General features: G+C 49.5%; 12 protein-coding genes and 1 pseudogene. 11 read left to right on the top strand and 2 right to left on the bottom strand.

Annotation, left to right across the window (positions count from 1 at the left end; all coding sequences use genetic code 11):
- Positions 1–75: 75 nt before the first annotated feature.
- The gene (locus XMD530_RS02960) at positions 76–2,265 is read right to left on the bottom strand and encodes a primosomal protein N' (protein ID WP_217364143.1); all 2,190 of its coding nucleotides are present in this window, start codon (positions 2,263–2,265) and stop codon (positions 76–78) included.
- Positions 2,266–2,494: 229 nt separating this feature from the next.
- Here XMD530_RS02960 and rpmE point away from each other — a divergent pair, with 229 nt between their 5' ends.
- The 3 genes from rpmE (at position 2,495) to XMD530_RS02945 (ending at position 4,881) form a co-directional block, all read left to right on the top strand.
- Positions 2,495–2,713: a 50S ribosomal protein L31 gene (gene rpmE / locus XMD530_RS02955; protein ID WP_173480103.1), complete on the top strand. Its 219-nt coding sequence runs from the start codon at positions 2,495–2,497 to the stop codon at positions 2,711–2,713.
- A gap of 13 nt (positions 2,714–2,726) precedes the next feature.
- The gene (locus XMD530_RS02950) at positions 2,727–3,479 is read left to right on the top strand and encodes a thermonuclease family protein (protein WP_173506698.1); all 753 of its coding nucleotides are present in this window, start codon (positions 2,727–2,729) and stop codon (positions 3,477–3,479) included.
- A 154-nt stretch (positions 3,480–3,633) separates the two neighbouring features.
- Positions 3,634–4,881 carry a malic enzyme-like NAD(P)-binding protein gene (locus tag XMD530_RS02945; protein ID WP_173480105.1) on the top strand — a complete coding sequence of 416 codons (1,248 nt, stop codon included), beginning with the start codon at positions 3,634–3,636 and terminating at the stop codon, positions 4,879–4,881.
- A 76-nt stretch (positions 4,882–4,957) separates the two neighbouring features.
- Here XMD530_RS02945 and XMD530_RS02940 read toward each other — a convergent pair whose 3' ends face one another.
- Positions 4,958–7,420, bottom strand: coding sequence for a penicillin-binding protein 1A (locus tag XMD530_RS02940; RefSeq protein ID WP_173482765.1), 2,463 nt, complete (start codon positions 7,418–7,420; stop codon positions 4,958–4,960).
- A 132-nt stretch (positions 7,421–7,552) separates the two neighbouring features.
- Here XMD530_RS02940 and pilM point away from each other — a divergent pair.
- From pilM to gltB, 8 genes and pseudogenes are all read left to right on the top strand, one after another.
- A pseudogene (gene pilM / locus XMD530_RS11325) lies at positions 7,553–8,617 on the top strand (type IV pilus assembly protein PilM).
- Positions 8,604–9,155: a PilN domain-containing protein gene (locus tag XMD530_RS02925; RefSeq protein ID WP_173480108.1), complete on the top strand. Its 552-nt coding sequence runs from the start codon at positions 8,604–8,606 to the stop codon at positions 9,153–9,155. Before pilM ends, XMD530_RS02925 begins: the two are co-directional and overlap by 14 nt.
- Complete coding sequence (locus XMD530_RS02920; protein WP_173506695.1) at positions 9,152–9,769, top strand: type 4a pilus biogenesis protein PilO; 618 nt, start codon at positions 9,152–9,154, stop codon at positions 9,767–9,769. The genes XMD530_RS02925 and XMD530_RS02920 overlap by 4 nt, the downstream gene beginning before the upstream one ends.
- A gap of 4 nt (positions 9,770–9,773) precedes the next feature.
- Positions 9,774–10,322 (top strand): pilus assembly protein PilP, encoded by a 549-nt coding sequence (locus XMD530_RS02915; RefSeq protein ID WP_173480110.1) that lies wholly within the window; start codon positions 9,774–9,776, stop codon positions 10,320–10,322.
- Positions 10,323–10,325: 3 nt separating this feature from the next.
- Positions 10,326–12,389, top strand: coding sequence for a type IV pilus secretin PilQ (pilQ, locus tag XMD530_RS02910; protein ID WP_254446168.1), 2,064 nt, complete (start codon positions 10,326–10,328; stop codon positions 12,387–12,389).
- 14 nt (positions 12,390–12,403) lie between these two features.
- Positions 12,404–12,928, top strand: a complete 525-nt coding sequence (gene aroK / locus XMD530_RS02905; protein ID WP_305792067.1) for a shikimate kinase AroK — start codon at positions 12,404–12,406, stop codon at positions 12,926–12,928.
- Positions 12,929–12,942: 14 nt separating this feature from the next.
- On the top strand, positions 12,943–14,025 hold the full coding sequence (gene aroB / locus XMD530_RS02900; protein ID WP_173480111.1) for a 3-dehydroquinate synthase: 1,083 nt from the start codon (positions 12,943–12,945) through the stop codon (positions 14,023–14,025).
- Positions 14,026–14,207: 182 nt separating this feature from the next.
- Positions 14,208–18,662, top strand: coding sequence for a glutamate synthase large subunit (gene gltB / locus XMD530_RS02895; RefSeq protein WP_173480112.1), 4,455 nt, complete (start codon positions 14,208–14,210; stop codon positions 18,660–18,662).
- Positions 18,663–18,669: the final 7 nt, after the last annotated feature.

Raw genomic sequence — 18,669 nt, 5'->3', positions numbered from 1 at the left:
TCTTTACTCAGTGAAATAGATCGATGGTGTAGTCTGTCACTACAAAGTTGGCTGCATTATATCGTTTTGCAGCCCTTAAAAGCTATCGACAGGGTCAATGTCTATGTTCCAGCGAACGCGACTCGACTCTTTGTCTTGCTCCAACCAATTTTGTGCCGCTTTCAGAGTGCCTTGGATCGACGTGCGAGAGTCTCCAGTGAACATCAATTGTGCTCTAAACATGCCAGCGCGCTTCTCCATGAAGGAGGGGAAGGGGCCGCTGATCATCGGAAGCTGCTCTCTTGGGTAGGTAGCCTCTAGGGATCTCCTTAAACGCATAAGGTGTGCTTCGGCCCAGCCCTGTTTTTTCGCTTCAGCACGGATAATCGCTTGGAAAGCAAAAGGGGGGAGTTGAGCCTGTTTGCGACTCATCAACTCCTGTTCTGCAAAGGTGAGATAGCCAGAGGTTACCAAGGTGTTTAGTAGAGGGTGATCAACCTGGTGGGTTTGTAACACCACTTCGCCCGGACGTTCCGCTCGCCCCGCTCGGCCGGCAACCTGCATAATAAGTTGCGCGGTACGCTCCATGCCACGAACATCGGCACTGAATAGGCCTGCGTCGGTATTGACGATGACGACCAGTGTGACGTTCGGAAAGTGATGGCCTTTGGCCAGCATTTGAGTACCGACCAAGATGCATGGATCGCCACTGTTAACTTCGTTCATCAAGGACTCAAAGGCTTGGCGAGAGTGGGTTGAATCACGATCCACACGTTTGATGCTGGTATGGGTGAATAGCTCTGACAATCTCTGTTCGATTCTCTCCGTACCGCTACCGGCCGGTCTTAGTTGATCACTGCCACAGTGCTGACAGTGGCGCGGGATAGGGGTTTGTCGATCACAGTGATGGCAGTGCAGCTTTGGTGGTTTGCGGTGCAGCGTCATGCGTGCATCACAGCGTGTACAGTCAACGGTTGATCCGCAATCCTGACAGGTCAGTGTTGGTGCAAAGCCGCGACGGTTGATAAATACCAGGACTTGGTTGCCAAGGGTAATGTGATCGTTAATGCGACTGATAATCTCTGGAGCGAGGCCAGTATCTAACTCAACACCTTTCGTATCAAACAGCTCAAAGGTTGGCGCCGCTGCTCGACCCGCACGCTGTGTTAGTTGCAACTCTTTATAGCGGCCCTGTTGAACGTTAAGTAGCGATTCCAGTGCCGGTGTCGCACTGCCCATGATGACCGGTATATCAAGCTGTTTTGCACGCACCAGAGCAAGGTCTCGTGCGTGATAGCGGAAGCCCTCTTGCTGTTTAAACGACGGATCGTGTTCTTCATCAATGACGATCATCCCAAGATTAGCAAAAGGAATGAAGATCGCTGAGCGTGTGCCAATAACAATGCGTGTCTCCCCGGACTGGATCGACTGCCAAGCATCAAAGCGCATTCGATCCGTAAGGCCAGAGTGCAGCGAAGCAATGTTCGTGTTGAAGCGAGCAGTAAAGCGCTCAACCAGTTGTGGGGTTAAGCCAATCTCGGGCACCAAAATTAGCACTTGCCTGCCGTCGGCCAGCGCTTGCTCGATTGATTGTAGATAGACTTCGGTTTTTCCCGAGCCGGTCACGCCGACTAATAGGATGGGGCTAAAACCCTCGCTCTGTTTGATCTGATCAACCGCTCGTTGTTGCTCAGCATTCAGTGCCAAGCCCGCAACGCTAGGTAGGACAGTATTGACCTGCTGTGCACCGATTAAAGGCGCTTCACAGGGTTCGATCTGCTCCGATTCAATCAGTGCCTTTTGCACTTGTGACGTGAATTCAGCCTCTCTAATTGCGGATGTGCTGATTGGCTGTCGGTTTTTAATGAGCGTAAACAGGGCGCGCTGTCTGACGGCCCGTTTGGGCAGCGATTCAATATCGGCGTGCTCGGTTAAACGCCAGTAATCGGGGGCTGAGAAGGGGTGCTGCTCTTTGCGTGCTAAGTTGGGTAGAAGGTGAATTAAGGCATCGCCCAGTGGGTACTTATAATAGCTTGCCGCCCACTCACCGAGTTGTATCTGCTCATCATCGACAAGGGGCTCCTGATCGAGTAACGCTTCGAAAGGTTTCAGCTTATTTAGTGGCACCTCGGTCTGCTCGCTAAGACTATGAATCATCCCTATCAAGCTGCGCTGCCCGAATTTGACCAGCACACGAGCTCCGATAGCGGGCACAGCCACTCCTTGCGGAATGGCGTAGTCAAACAGACGGTTTAGGGGTACCGGTAGTGCAACACGTACGATCATGGCCAAAATTTCTAATAAGCGAAGGGCAAGTCTAGCACCCATCGGGCAGTTGGAAATAGCGGCTTCAAGGTATTGGGTGATCAGTGGTTGTTATTCGTACAGTGCCTGCGTATAATTGCGCGCCTTGACATTTCCCGGCGAATTTTTCGTCAGTCGTGCGGTGCTTAAGTAGCATAATATATGCATCAAGCGTTAAGTGGCGGCACATAAAACATAGAGGTTTAATACTATGAAAGCTGGTATCCACCCAGAGTACAACGAAGTTACCTTCAACTGTTCTTGCGGTAACGTAATGACAACTCGCTCTACTATGAAAGAGAGCACAATGGCTGTCGACGTTTGCAGTCAGTGTCACCCTTTCTACACTGGTAAGCAGAAAGAAGCTCAGACCGGTGGTCGAGTGGATCGCTTCAACAAGCGCTTCGGCGCTCGCAGCCTCAAGAAGTAACTTGGGTCTCTGCATGCAGAACATTAAAAAGGCACTCATCGCGAGTGCCTTTTTTATTGCCTGTCAGTCAGCTCAGGCGAGTAGTTGTACCCCACAAGGTGCATCTGAATCGGTACGGGTAGCCAAAGTAGTGGATGGTGATACTGTTCATCTAACCGATGGGCGAAAGGTACGCTTGATTGGCGTTAATACCCCCGAGCTCTACTCAAAGCCAAGGGCTGAAGAGGGGGCCCTGCAGGCTAAACGCCAATTGCAATCTTGGGTAAACGAGTCAGACTCTCTGCAGCTCTATTTCGGACGTGAGCCTAAAGATCGTTACGGTCGTGTGTTGGGCTACCTGTTCGATGGATCGAAAACGCTCTCGCAACGTTTGATCCGCGAGGGTTTGGGCTGGGCGATCAGTGTTCCCCCTAATGATCGACTAGCGGATTGTCTCTTCTCATCTGAAAACAGACCAAGAACTCTAGGAAAAGGAGTCTGGTCAAAACCTATTGCTGCCGCTAAAGAGATTGATCAAGGTGGTTTCAATCTGGTCTCCGGACGGATTACCAAGATTGATCAGGCTAAAAAGTACCTCTACGTCGAACTGGATGATCGATTGGCGGTTCGCATACCGAAAGAGTGGAGCAGGAGTCTCACCTTTACATTGGGCGACTCACTGGAGGTGCGAGGCTGGATTTTGGATCGCCGTGACTCTTTAAAGCCAGGCTCGCGATTTAAACCCTTTTTGCTGCCGGTTTTAGATAAACGGCATATCAAAATGTGAAACGGTTATAAGCCCAATTGCTTAGACAGTTTCCAAGAATAGACCTTTCTACCGAGAGGTTATTTTTATATCATCCCACAACGACCTTTAACTAGAACATAACTTAGCCTATCTGCATTATGCCTATGGGCCTATAACCATTCAGGATTCTACAATGTCTCAAGACTTTAAACAGGCAGCACTGGATTACCATGAGTTTCCAATGCCAGGTAAAATCAGCGTAGAACTATCTACACCTGCTGAAACTTCACGCGACCTATCTCTTGCATACTCTCCAGGTGTTGCTGAGCCAGTGCGTGAGATCGCTAAAGATCCTGAAAATGCTTACCGTTACACAGCCAAAGGCAACCTGGTTGCCGTTATCTCAAACGGCTCTGCTATTTTGGGTCTTGGCGACCTAGGTCCATTGGCTTCTAAGCCAGTCATGGAAGGTAAAGCGCTTCTATTCAAACGTTTTGCAAACATCGACTCTATCGACATCGAAGTGGATGCTGAGAGCCCACAGGCGTTTATCGATACTGTCGCTCGCATCGCTGATACCTTCGGTGGTATCAACCTAGAAGACATCAAAGCACCAGAGTGTTTTGAAATCGAACGCACGTTGATCGAGCGTTGTAACATCCCAGTCTTCCACGATGACCAGCACGGTACTGCGATTGTTACCGCTGCCGGTATGATCAACGCACTTGAGCTTGCTGGTAAGAAGCTAGAAGAGGCATCGATTGTATGTCTTGGTGCTGGCGCTGCAGCAAGTGCTTGTATGAAGCTGTTGATCAACATGGGTGCTCGCAACGAGAATATCTACATGATCGACCGTAAGGGTGTTATCCACTCGGGTCGTGATGATCTAACTCCCGAGAAAGCGATCTTCGCAACTGAAACGGATAAACGTTCACTTGAAGATGCTATCGATGGCGCTGACGTATTCCTTGGTCTATCAGGTCCTGATCTGCTTTCAGCAGAGAACCTAGCTAAGATGGCAACTAATCCTGTTGTCTTCGCTTGTGCAAACCCTGATCCAGAGATCAAGCCAGAACTTGCTCGCGCGACTCGTGAAGATGTCATCATGGCAACAGGTCGTTCAGACTACCCTAACCAGGTAAACAACGTGCTAGGTTTCCCATTCATCTTCCGTGGCGCTCTAGATGTTCGTGCAACAGCGATCAACGAAGAGATGAAAGCCGCAGCCGTTATCGCACTAGCAGAACTTGCTAAGCAACCTGTTACACAAGAAGTACTGGATGCTTACGGCCTAGAGAGCCTAGAGTTCGGTCGTGAATACATTCTGCCGAAAGCGACAGATTCACGTCTTTTGGGCGCGGTATCTTACGCAGTGGCTAAAGCAGCGATCGATTCAGGTGTTGCCGTTAAAGGCATGCCAGAGAACTACCCACTGAGCTAATCACTCTGAGGTAAATAAGAAGGGAAGCCACTGGCTTCCCTTTTTTTGTGTTAAACACATTACAGAACTTAACGGATTATCGGAACAGCTCTTCAGAAGTAGGAGGAGCTACTTCACTGCCCGGTTTAGGAGCGACCTCAGTCGGTACCTGCTCCTCTTTGAAAATCTCGTTGTAAGCGTTTTTCTGTCCTTCGTAAGCTAGTAGTCCTGTCGCAGGATCAATCAGAGCCGTCGCAATACCTGCCGGTTCAGGCAGGTAACTTTCAGGGATGTTACGAAGAGCATCTCCCATGAAGTCGATCCACATAGGCAGTGCAGCCGTGCTACCCCATTCGCGCTTACCTAGATGAGACGGTTGGTCAAAGCCGACCCAAGCCGTTGCGCTCAATTTAGGGGTAAAACCGCTGAACCAAGAGTCTTTTTGATCATTGGTTGTTCCCGTTTTGCCAGCTAGGTCACCACGTTTCAGAGCCAGTGCTCGACGACCAGTACCCTTTTTAATGACGTCGCGCATCATGTCGTGAATGATGTAAGCGGTGCGTTCATCTAGCAGACGTTCAGCGAGAGGTTGTCCCGTTAACGTCACTAGTTGCGGGTCACTCTCGGTGCTGGCTTGCGCCTCAGAAGCTGTATCATTGGAAGCCATGTCGGCGAGCTCTTGAGCGATTAACTCTGCTTGCTGGCGTTCAGGACAACTACCGCAGGCAATACTCGGATTGGCAGCAAACAGAGGTAGTCCTTCACGGTCTAGCACCGACTCAATGATGTAAGGATTGATTTTGAATCCACCATTGGCAATCGAGGCATATCCTGTTGCAACCTGAAGCGGTGTGGCATCAGCACTGCCTAGCGAGAGTGATAAGTTTTTAGGAAGCTTATCCTCTTCAAAACCAAAACCGAGTATGAAGTTTCGCGTCTCTTCGATACCTAAAGCTCGCATCAGACGAATGGATATTAGGTTACGTGACCGGTATAGCGCCTCACGAAGTCGAGTCGGACCGCCAAACTTGCCATTATCGTTCTCAGGCCGCCAGTTACCCTCTAGGCTGACGTCATGGAAAACAACGGGAGCGTCATTGATTACTGACCCCGGAGTGTAGCCATTGCTCAGAGCGGCACTGTATAGAAAAGGTTTAATATTAGAACCCGGCTGACGGTACGCTTGAGTGGCTCGGTTGAACTTGTTTAGATAGAAACTAAATCCGCCGGTTAGGGATTGAATTGCGCCATTCTCAGGATTGATGGCAATGAACGCACCTTGCACTTCGGGCAGTTGCGAGAGACGCCAGCCTTCAGCGGTTTGGCGAATTCGAATCATATCGCCAACAGCCAGCACTTCGGATGCTTTTTTCGGTTCAGAGCCGGTTGAGTTAACCCCTTTATATGCTCGAGCCCAGCTGATACCTGACCAGCGCAGCGTCGTTTCGCTGCCATCACCAAGTAGTAGCGTCGCTTCAGAATCATCCACCGCTTTCACCAGAGCCGCCTCAAGTCCGCCATAGGCTGGTGTCGCTTTAAGTTTTTTCTGCAGTGCAGAGGGTTCAATCTCTGTTAGATCAAAATGCTGCTCTGGACCACGGTAGCCGTGGCGTTCCGTGTAAGCCAGCAGCGCCGTTCTGAGCGCTTGATTGGCGCTGCGCTGCATGGTGCTGTCAATGGTCGTGTAGGCTTTCATACCCTCGGTGTAGATCCTTTCACCGTAGGTTTCATAGAGCTCCGCACGAACCATCTCTGCAACGTAAGGCGCAGGGATTTCAATATCAGCACCGTGGTAGCTAGCCGTAACCGGTTGATTGACCGCGTCGGAGTAGTCAGTCGTAGTAATGAAGCCTAGCTCCTGCATTCGACCAAGAATCCAGTTACGACGTTCGAGGGCTCGTTGCGGGTTAGTAATGGGGTTATAGGCTGATGGCGCTTTAGGTAAACCTGCGATCATTGCCAGTTGAGCGATGTTGAGCTGATCAATGGTTTTGCCATAGTAGACCTGTGCGGCGGCTTGTATGCCATACGATCGGTGGCCTAGATAGATTTTGTTGATGTAGAGCTCAAGGATCTCTTGTTTAGAGAGTGATTGTTCAATGCTGAGTGCTAACAGAATCTCAACAAATTTACGCTCAAAGGTACGCTCGCGCGTTAGGAAGAAGTTCTTAGCCACCTGCATGGTGATGGTCGAGCCGCCACTCTGAATTTTGCCAGAAGTTGCTAGCTGAAAGGCTGCACGAAAAAGCCCGCGAAGATCGATCCCTTGGTGTTCAAAAAATCGTGCATCCTCTGCGGCTTGAAGAGCATGGATAAAGTGTTGCGGGATATCGGCATAGCTGATTGGCGTTCGGCGCATTTCTCCAAACTCAGCAATCAACTTTTCATCTGCACTGTATACGCGCAGAGGGGTTTGAAACTCAACCTCACGCAGGGTCTCAGCGTCAGGCAATTGTGGGCTAAAGTAGTAGTAGATTCCGCCGGCTGCCAAAACGGCTCCCAGCAATCCAATTGCAGCCAGTGCCATCAACCATTTAATAATTTTTTTAATTATGCGCATTAATCTGCAAATTTCTTAAATTGAGCTAGGATTATAACGAGAACTTGATTTAGGTCCATAATGTCACTTGTAACTTTTGTGACCTAGTCTAGAGTGAAGTTAGATAATATCCACTAATTATTAGGTATTTTTGTGTTCAAACTCTTTGGTGGTAACAAACAAAGTGTTTTGGGAGTTGATATCGGGAACTCCTCTCTTAAGCTTGTTGCTTTAAGCTTTCGTGGAAAGACGCCTGTGCTGGACGGCTTTGGCGTCATCTCTCTGCCAGAAAAATCCTTTGTAGATGGCAGTATTGAGAAACCTGAAGAGGTTGCCGATGCCATTGTCAAAGCACAACGTCTGGCGGGTGTGAAAGCCACGCGAGCCATCACATCCGTAGCCGCCTCTGACGTGATCACAAAAGAGATTCAAATTTCTGAACTGTTCTACGGCTTTGACCTTGAAGAGCAAGTTAAAATTGAAGCCGATCAATTTATCCCCTATCCAATAGAGGATGTTGCACTGGATTTCGAGGTGCTAGGGCCTGTGCAAGGTAATCCGGCATTTAATCGAATTGGGATTGTCGCTTGTCGTCGCGACGGCGTCTCTGCTCGAGAGGATTGCCTAGATTTGGCTGGGCTCCAATGCGATGTGGTTGATGTAGATACCTATGTCTATGAACGCGCACTCCCACCAGAAGAGCTGGTGCCTGGAAGAGCCTGTGCGATTGTCGATTTTGGCGCTCATAATCTTACCTTTTACGCTTTTAAGGATGGCTTGATTAGCTACCATCGTGAGCATACCTTTGGGGGCGAGGAACTACTGCAGCAACTGTAACTCTACACAGAGCTGCCGCATGATGAATTGGCTGCACAGCTGCGACACGGTGAACTAGATCCCTCGCTTATCAGTCTCATGGAGAGCTTTGCTGATTCAGCGGTTCAGCAGGTCTCTAGAGCTTTGCAGTTCTATTCAGCTTCGGGGTCCCAAGAGCAGTTATCGACACTGTATATTACGGGCGGTCTAGCCTCTCTACCTGGTATTAAAGATAAATTGAGTAGTGAGTTAGGTATCAGGGTTCATGGTTTAGATCCGTTTGAGAGGGTAGAGATTGCATCCCAGATTAATATGGATCGATTAAATGCCGAGAAGAACGCTTTGACTAAAGCACTCTCTTTAGCCTTGCGTGGTGTCGGGGGGCAATATGAGAACCATTAACCTGAGACCTTGGCGTGAAGAGCGAAATGCTTTCCTGCAAAAACGTTTCTACACACAACTTATCGTCACTGCTCTGTTGGCCGCTTCGATTGTCGGAGCGAGTTACTACTACCTAACAGTTATGTTGAATAGGCAGCAGGATCGAAATGCCTATTTAACCAGCGAAATTTCGCGCCTAGATGTCAAACTGAAAGAGATACAAGAGCTTAAAAATAAGCGTGAACGCCTGCTAGAACGACTGACTGCAATTCAAGAGCTGCAGGGTACACGTCCTATTATTGTTCGCACCTTTGATGAGTTGGTAGAGGTTATGCCTGATGGCATTCACTACCAGTCACTGAACCGCTCTGGCCAAGAGATGTCGATCAATGGCCTTGCGGTTGCTAATGAAGATGTCTCGTCGTTGATGCGCACATTAAATGACTCCATCTGGTTTGGTGAGCCCTCGTTGTCGAAAGTCGCGACACAGAATGGTTTGAAGAGTTTTAATTTGCGAGTGCCGCTTGAGCGCCCCAATGTTGAGGAGGCTGCACAATGACCTCAGTTTCCCTAAAACAGAAGTTTGAACGCGCGTTTCGCGGTTTTGACATCAATAACTTAGATCTGTCCGAAGCTTGGAGCTGGCCTTATGGCGTAAAAGCGATCGCGTTTGCTCTTTTGTTCATCGTTATTAATGGTGTCGGCTTTAACTTCTTAGTGATGGATCAAAAAGAGTCGCTCGACAGAGAGATTGGTAAAGAGCAGACACTCAAAACTCAGTTTGAAGCGAAGTCCTACCAAGTGGCCTCACTGGATGCACTGAGACGTCAAATGGCGGACGTTGAGTTGCGCTTTGCTGAGATGCTGGCGCAACTGCCAACAGAGAAAGAGGTACCGGGTCTGCTCGAGGATATCAGTGCGACAGGTCGAAACGCGGGACTTGAAATAGACTCCATCGCGCTGCAGCCAGAACGCAAAGCCTCATTCTATGTCGAGCTACCGATCGCCATTCAGGTTAAAGGTACCTACCATCAGATGGGTCAGTTCGTGTCGGGTGTTGCCAGCGTTAAGCGCATCGTAACCCTACATGATTTCAACCTTAGCCCAGCCAATGGTGATCTTTTGACCATGAGCATCAGCGCTAAAACTTACCGCTATGATGATGAGGAGTGATGTGATGAATAGAACAATCAAACATCTCTCTCTCATCGCGCTATTGGCATCTCTTTTGCAGGGTTGTATCTGGGTAGATGATTCGTCGGACCTTAAACTCTTTGTTCGTGAGAAGCTGGCGGCGCCTGGAGGTGGCATTGAACCGCTGCCTGAGCTGATCGCCTACGAAGCCTTTGTTTATGAAGGACCTTGGCAGCGTGATCCCTTTGTACCGCTATTGCCACAACAGTTTCTCGATGACGATGAGGTCGTGGTTGCACCAACAATCATGCCTGATTTCAATCGTATTAAAGAGTACTTGGAAGAGTTTCCGGTTGAGCAGTTGCAGATGGTAGGAACAATTACCTCGCCAATGGATGGTCAATTGATCGCCCTAGTCAGAGACAGTAACTCTGAAGTGCATCAGATTAAAATGGGTGCTCGCATGGGCATCGATTATGGTGTTGTAGTGAATATTGATGAACGCGGTATTGAGTTGAAAGAGATTGTATCGAACGGCCGCGGCGGCTGGATGAGCAGACCCAGAGTCGTCAAACTGCCGGGATTGGAGTAAGCCATGAATATGAAGAGATGGAAATTAAATATGTCGGTTCAGCGTTTAGTTACTCTGGTCACTTTGATGCTTATGTCGACGATGGCTTCGGCGCAAACGTTAAATGCTGTGGTTGCGACTGCGCTGCCGGGCAATCAGACAGAGTTGAGGTTTGACTTCACGGATCAACCGGCCGAACCAAAAATTTACGCAGTGGATACACCTGCGAGGTTGGTGGTTGATTTGTGGGGTGTTGATAAATCTGAGCAGTTGGATCGTTCAATCAGTGTTGGCTCTGGTCCCGTATCAAAACTGCTTTTTGCAGAAACCAACGATCGCCTTCGTGTCGTTGTCGAGCTGACGGAATCGGTTGGCTACCAAACCTCAGTGCAGGGTAATCAATTGATCCTCTCAATGGGTAACTCAACTCAAGCTTCAGCCGCTACTGCAGCAACGGCATCTAAAGCAGCTCCTGCTCAAAAAACCACTGTAGATGACACAACACGAGTAGTGGGTGTCGATTTTGAGCGTCTAGAAGGCAATCAAGGTCGGGTGACGATCTCTCTGAGTGACGATCGTGCTGGATTGGATATTATCGAAGAGGGTAACGGCGTCATTGTTAATCTGGTCGGGGCAACCTTGGCACCCGGGCTGTCTCAAAAGCTTGATGTCAAAGCCTTTGCGACACCGATTAACTTTATCGACTCGATGAATGCTGATGGCAGTGCGGCAATTTTGATTCTGCCCTCTAGCGACCCTTACGATTACCTCGCGTACCAATCCAACAACCAACTAGTGCTAGATTTCAAACCGATCTCGTTGAGTGCTCAAGCGGATCTTCAGAAAGATCTGTTCCCGTTTACCGGTGAAGAGATCGATCTAAACTTCCAAAATGTAGAGGTGCGCTCTGTACTCCAAATCATTGCAGAAGTGGCAGAGAAGAACCTAGTGGTAGGCGATGAAGTGAGCGGTAATACCACGCTTCGTCTGAAGAATGTCCCTTGGGATCAGGCGCTGGATATTATTTTGAAGACCAACGGGCTGGATAAGCGTGTCGTGGGTAACGTCATGCTAGTGGGCGATGCAACACAAATCGCCGATCGTGAACGTCAAGAGCTTGAAAACCAGCAACAGGTTAAAGAGCTGGCGCCGCTGGTAACCGAATACATCCAGATCGACTACCGCCGTGCCTCTGAGATGAAAGAGTATCTTTCGGCGGCCAATCTGATCAGTGAGCGTGGTTTTGTATTGGCTGATGACCAAACCAACGTCCTAATGGTGCGTGAGACTAACGCAGCCATCGAAGATATCCGCCGTACTCTGAAGCGCTTTGATGTTGAAGTCGCTCAGATCATGGTGGAGGCGCGCGTAGTCACGGCTTCGGCGAACTTCTCAGAAAGTCTTGGTGTTAAATGGGGTTTTGCTAATGGCCCAACCACCGTATTGGGTGATGGTCAGCTCTCTTTTGGTTCAGGCATTACGGCTCCAGGTGTGGCGGGCGTCACTCAGTCTGGTTTGAATGTGGACTTCGGTGTGGCAGGACCCTCTCTAGCGGTCGGCTTTATCAAAAACTCGCTACTACTCTCGGCTGAACTTTCTGCGCTTGAGAGCACAGGTAATGGTGAGGTGATTTCACAACCTAAGGTGATTACAACCAATGGTAAGGCGGCGAATATCACCTCTGGGCAACAGATTCCGTACCAAACTGTTGAAGACGGTACAACGACAACCGCATTCAAAGATGTCGCGCTCTCGCTTAACGTTACACCCCAGCTAAACCCAGGTGACCGAATCGCTATGGATCTGGCAATTAATCAGGACAGTGTGGGCTCAACCCTGGCTAATGGTGAAATTTCTATCAATACAAACCAATTAACTACTTCGGTTGTGGTTAACGATGGTGATACCATAGTGCTTGGTGGGGTATTCCGTACTGAAGCATCCGATGGTGTTCAGAAGGTTCCAGGTCTAGGTGACCTGCCTGTTATTGGTGCTGCGTTTAGAAATCGACAGACCACAGAACAGAAGAACGAGTTGTTGATCTTCATTACCCCGAAACTGATTCGTGAGTCACTGAACGTGCGGTAGTGTAAGGCTGTTTTTTGAAAATATTTTTAATTGGCCCTATGGGATCTGGAAAGAGCACCATAGGGCGTTTGCTTTCTAACGAGCTGAAATTGGAGTTTATTGACTCCGATAAAGTGATTGTTGACCGTGCTGGCGCCGATATTCCTTGGATCTTCGATGTTGAGGGTGAAGAGGGCTTTCGCGATCGCGAGCAGACGGTTATCGATCTAATCACTCAGCAAGATGACATCGTCTTAGCGACGGGCGGTGGTGCTGTGATGCGCCCAGCCAACCGAGAATTCCTCCGCAGCCGTGGTTTCGTTATCTACCTAGAAACCAGTATTGATCAGCAGATTGAGCGCACCGCGCGTGATCGCAACCGTCCTCTGCTGCAAACCCAAGATCCTCGCAAGACACTAGAGACCCTTTTAGAAAAACGAGATCCACTCTACCGCGACACCGCCGATATGATACTGCGCACTGATCGCAGACATCCGCGTATGGTCATCAGTGAGATCGTCAAAGCCCTTAAAAAACATCGCGTTCTGAAAAGCGCGTAGTCAGGATTCATCGCATGCAAGAGTTAAAAGTCGACTTAGGTGACCGTAGCTACCCTATCTACGTAGGCGACCATCTTTTTCAGAAAGTAGATATTGCGGGTGCGGTTCGGGGTAAGCAGGTAATGATCGTCACCAATGAGACGATTGCTCCACTCTACTTGAGCGCGCTGCGTGACCAGCTTCCTGGCCTTCAAGTGGACGAAGTGATTCTGCCAGACGGTGAGTCATTCAAAACTTTAGATACTCTTAACCTTATTTTCGATGCCTTGTTGCAGATGCGCCACAACCGCACGACCACACTGATCGCTCTAGGTGGTGGAGTTATCGGAGATATGACTGGTTTCGCAGCGGCCTCCTATCAGCGTGGTGTCGATTTCATTCAGATACCGACAACCTTGCTCTCTCAGGTAGACTCATCGGTGGGGGGGAAAACGGGCGTTAACCATCCGCTGGGTAAGAATATGATCGGTGCCTTTTATCAGCCCAAAGCGGTATTGGCCGATACCGATGTCTTGAAGACACTCCCAGAGCGTGAGTTGGCCGCGGGTCTTGCTGAAGTGATCAAGTACGGTTTGATCTACGATGTTGAATTTCTTGCTTGGCTGGAGAAGAACATCGATGGACTTAACGACTGTGATCCTGAGTTGATGGCATATGCCATTAAACGTTCTTGTGAAATCAAAGCAGAGGTCGTTGCACAAGATGAGCGTGAAGGCGGTATTCGTGCCATTTTGAATCTTGGTCACACCTTTGGCCATGCCATTGAGACTGATCAGGGCTACGGAAATTGGCTGCATGGTGAAGCGGTGGGAGCAGGTATGTGGATGGCTGCAGATCTTTCGATGCGTCTCGGTTGGTTAGAGCCTGCTGATTTAGCACGTGTTGAAACACTCTTGCGTCGAGCGAAGTTGCCGATAGCACCTCCAGCAGATATGACGCCGGATCGGTTTATTGAGTTGATGTCGGTTGATAAGAAGGTTTTAGACGGTCAGATTCGACTCGTCTTGCTGCAACAGCTAGGTCAGGCAGTCGTTACCAGCGAGGTCGACCCCGAAGCCCTAAAATCGACACTAAAGCAGCACTACAGCGGCGAATAAAAAAATTCCGACTTACAAAACGCGCCAACTTGGCGCGTTTTTTGTTTTTTCTTGGTCGATTTGTAGCCAGAGCCGTAGAAGTGTAGAATTACGGTCCCATTTTGCCTCTGTGTCATTTCTCTAGAGGTGTATTCAGGTTTTAAGTGCCTGATTTTATTTAAGTTTTTAGGTAGGAATAGCGTATGAGCAACGGTCTGTATCGCGCGGATGAATTTAAAGATAACTGCGGTTTTGGTCTAATGGCCCACATGCAGGGCGAAGCAAGTCATAAGGTACTTGATAACGCCATTGAAGCATTGGCCTGCATGACTCACCGTGGTGGTATTGCAGCGGATGGTAAGACGGGTGATGGCTGTGGTCTGTTGATGCAGATGCCACGCGATTTCATGCGTGCAGCCGCTAAGAATGAGTTGAATGTCGACCTAACTGACACCTTTGCTGTTGGCATGGTATTCCTATCTAAGGATGCCGCGGCGGCTGACAATGCTCGTACTGTCATGAATCGCGAACTTGAAGCGCAGGGCCTTACCGTTGCTGGCTGGCGTGTAGTTCCGACGGATGACAGCTGCCTTGGTCCTATCGCGAAAGAGACGCTTCCACAGATCGAACAAGTTCTGATCAATGTGTCAGACATGGATGCAAAAGCGCTTGAAGTTGCGCTGTTTGTGGCTCGCCGTAAAGTTGAGATCGCTCTGTCTGATGATGCAGATTTCTACATCTGTACCCTATCTGAGCGCGTGATCAGCTACAAAGGCTTGATGATGCCGGTCGATCTTCCTGTGTTCTATAAAGACCTTGCAGATCCTGAGTTGAAGACAGCGGTGTGTACCTACCACCAGCGCTTCTCAACGAACACAGCACCGCGCTGGCCTCTTGCACAGCCATTCCGTTTCCTTGCCCACAATGGCGAGATCAACACGGTTGAAGGTAACCGCAACTGGGCACGTGCTCGCGCCTCTAAATTTGCTACTCCATTGATTCCAAATCTTGATGAGCTACAGCCAATCGTTAACACCACCGGCTCTGACTCGTCATCAATGGATAACATGATCGAATTCCTACTGGTTGGTGGTATCGATATCTACCGCGCGGTTCGTATGATCATTCCACCTGCGTGGCAGAACGTTGACACCATGGACACTGAGCTACGTGCATTCTACGAGTACAACTCGATGCACATGGAAGCTTGGGATGGTCCTGCTGGTATGGTTATGACTGACGGTCGTTACGCGGTCTGTCTTCTAGACCGTAACGGTCTTCGTCCATCTCGTTGGGTGATGACCAAAGATGGCATGATCTGTACCGCTTCTGAGATCGGTGTATTCAGCTACGAGCCAAGCGATATTGTTGCTCAAGGTCGTGTTGGACCGGGTCAGATTCTAGCAATCGATACAGAGACAGGTGATGTACTGCACACTGATGATGTCGATAATCGTCTTAAGAAGGCACAGCCTTACAAGCAGTGGTTGAAAGAGAACACACTGCGTCTAGAGAACACGATGAATCTTTCCGTTGAAGCGGAAGCGCTCAGTGATATGTCCCCAGAAGAGACTAAGACTTACATGAAGATGTTCAATGTAAGTTTTGAAGAGCGTGACCAGGTGCTTCGTCCGTTGGGCGAAAGTGGCATGGAAGCGGTTGGCTCAATGGGTGATGACAAGCCGATGGCCGTGTTATCAGAGAAGATTCGTTCGCCATACGATTACTTCCGTCAGCAGTTTGCTCAGGTGACCAACCCACCAATCGACCCACTACGTGAAGCGATCGTGATGTCACTAGAGACCTGCCTAGGTCGTGAGCAAAACGTATTTGAAGAGACTGCGGATCACGCTCGTCGTGTTGTATTGACGATGCCAGTACTCTCTGCAAGCAAGTTCTACCGTATTCGTGACAACGATGAAAAAGGGTTTGAAGTTGCTGTTATCGATCTTAACTACAACCCAGAAGAGTTATCGCTTGATAAAGCGATCGTTGCTGTCTGTGATAAGGCGGAAGCTGAGGTTCGTGCTGGAAAATCGATCATCATCCTATCGGATGCCAACATCGAGAAGGGTAAGTTACCTATCCATGCAGCAATGGCGACGGGTGCTGTTCACCACCGTCTAATCGATACTGGTATCCGTACTGATGCCAACATCATTGTAGAGACGGGTACAGCTCGTGACCCACACCACTTCGCAGTGCTATTCGGTTTTGGTGCAACCGCGGTCTACCCATACTTGGCTTACCGTGTGCTGACTGATCTTTGTCGCACTGGTGAGATGCTACAAGATGCTCTACAAAGCCATGAGAACTACCGTAAAGGTATTGATAAAGGCCTGTTCAAGATCTTGTCTAAGATGGGTATCTCGACCATCGCGTCGTACCGTGGTGCTCAGTTGTTTGAAGCGATCGGTCTTAGTGATGAAGTGGTTGATCTCTGTTTCAAAGGGGTTACTAGCCGTATTCAGGGCTCTAAATTTGCTCACTTTGAAGAGGACCAAGCGGCGTTGGCTAAAACAGCCTTCATCGCACGTAAGCCAATCACTGATGGCGGCCTACTGAAGTACAAGTTTGGTGGCGAGTACCATGCTTACAACCCAGACGTGGTTCAAGCAATCCACGAAGCGGTTAAGTCGGGTGATCAGAAGCACTACGACCGTTACGCTAAACTGGTTAACGAACGTGGCATCGCGACGATTCGTGACATGCTTAAGCTTAAAGATGTCACTCCGATTAGTATTGATGAAGTAGAACCCGCTGAAGCGATTTACCCACGTTTTGATACAGCGGCAATGTCGCTCGGTGCACTCTCTCCAGAGGCGCATGAAGCTCTAGCTGTTGCTATGAACGAACTGGGCGGTCGCTCTAACTCAGGTGAGGGTGGTGAAGACCCTGTCCGTCACGGCACCATTAAGCGCTCTAAGATCAAGCAGATCGCATCGGGCCGTTTTGGTGTGACACCGGAATACCTGGTGAATGCTGATGTTATGCAGATTAAAGTGGCTCAGGGCGCGAAACCAGGTGAAGGTGGTCAGCTACCAGGTGGTAAGGTTAACAGCCTAATCGCGCGCCTACGTTACTCGGTGCCAGGTGTGACATTGATCTCGCCTCCACCGCATCACGATATCTACTCGATCGAGGATTTGGCGCAGCTTATTTTCGACCTTAAACAGGTGAATCCTGAAGGTCTGGTCTCTGTGAAGCTCGTCTCTCGTCCAGGTGTCGGTACCATTGCCTGTGGTGTTGCTAAAGCCTATGCAGATTTGATCACAATTTCTGGTTACGACGGTGGTACTGCGGCATCACCTCTAACATCGATTCACTACGCAGGTTCACCTTGGGAACTTGGTCTAGCCGATACTCACCAGTCACTGCGCGGTAACCATCTGCGTGGTGCGATTCGTCTGCAGACAGACGGTGGTTTGAAAACGGGTCTAGACGTTGTTAAAGGCGCGCTACTGGGTGCAGAGAGCTTCGGTTTCGGTACCATGCCAATGGTTGCATTGGGTTGTAAGTACCTACGTATCTGTCACTTGAACAACTGTGCGACCGGTGTTGCGACGCAGAATGATCGTCTACGTAGCGATCACTTCCGCGGTACTGTAGAGATGGTTAAGAACTACTTCCGCTTTGTGGCAGAAGAGGTTCGTCAGATCATGGCTCAGCTGGGTCTGCGCACTGTCGAAGAGATGGTTGGCCGTGTTGATCTACTAGAGATCATCGAAGGCAAAACTGATCGTCAGAAATCACTGGATCTTTCGCCGCTCATCAGTGATGCCGGTGTGCCAGCAGATCGTCCACAGACGGTTCAGCAAGAGCGCAACGTTCCGTTTGATGAAGGCCGTCTAAACACTGACATGTTAGCGATGGCGCAAGCTGCAATCGATTCAGCAGCCGGCGGTGAGTTTGAACTGACAATCACTAACTGTGACCGTTCAGTGGGCGCACGCACCTCGGGTGCTATCGCTAAGAAACACGGCAACTTGGGCATGGAAAACAACCCAATTACCTTTAAGTTCCGTGGCCACGCAGGTCAATCATTCGGTGTCTGGAACGCCGGTGGTCAGAACCTTCTTCTAGAGGGTGATGCGAACGACTACGTTGGTAAAGGCATGGCGGGCGGTAAGATCGTCATCAAACCATTCTCTGAAGTGACTTACGCCTCACAAGAGACTGCGATTATCGGTAACACCTGTCTATACGGTGCAACGGGCGGTAAGTTGTTCGCAGCGGGCTGTGCAGGTGAACGTTTCGGTGTTCGTAACTCAGGTGTACATGCCGTGGTTGAAGGCGCCGGTGATCACTGTTGTGAGTACATGACGGGCGGTTTGGTAACGGTTCTGGGTGATACAGGTTACAACTTCGGTGCAGGTATGACGGGCGGCTTCGCTTATGTACTGGATAAAGATCGTAGTTTCGTGGATAAGTACAACCACGAATTGGTTGATATCCACCGTATCCACACCGAACACATGGAGCAGTACAAAAACCACCTGCGCTCAGTGATCATCGAATTCGTTCGTGAAACGGGCAGTGCTTGGGGTCAGGAAATTCTGGATAACTACGAAGATTTCCTTGGCAGCTTCTGGCTGGTTAAGCCAAAGGCGGCGAGCCTAGATGTTCTGCTTAACAGCATGACACACGCTCCAGAGTAAGATTTAG

It is taken from the genome of Marinobacterium sp. xm-d-530, assembly GCF_013283365.1.
GTDB lineage: Bacteria > Pseudomonadota > Gammaproteobacteria > Pseudomonadales > Balneatricaceae > Marinobacterium_E.
This window is presented reverse-complemented; position numbering and strand designations above follow the sequence as displayed.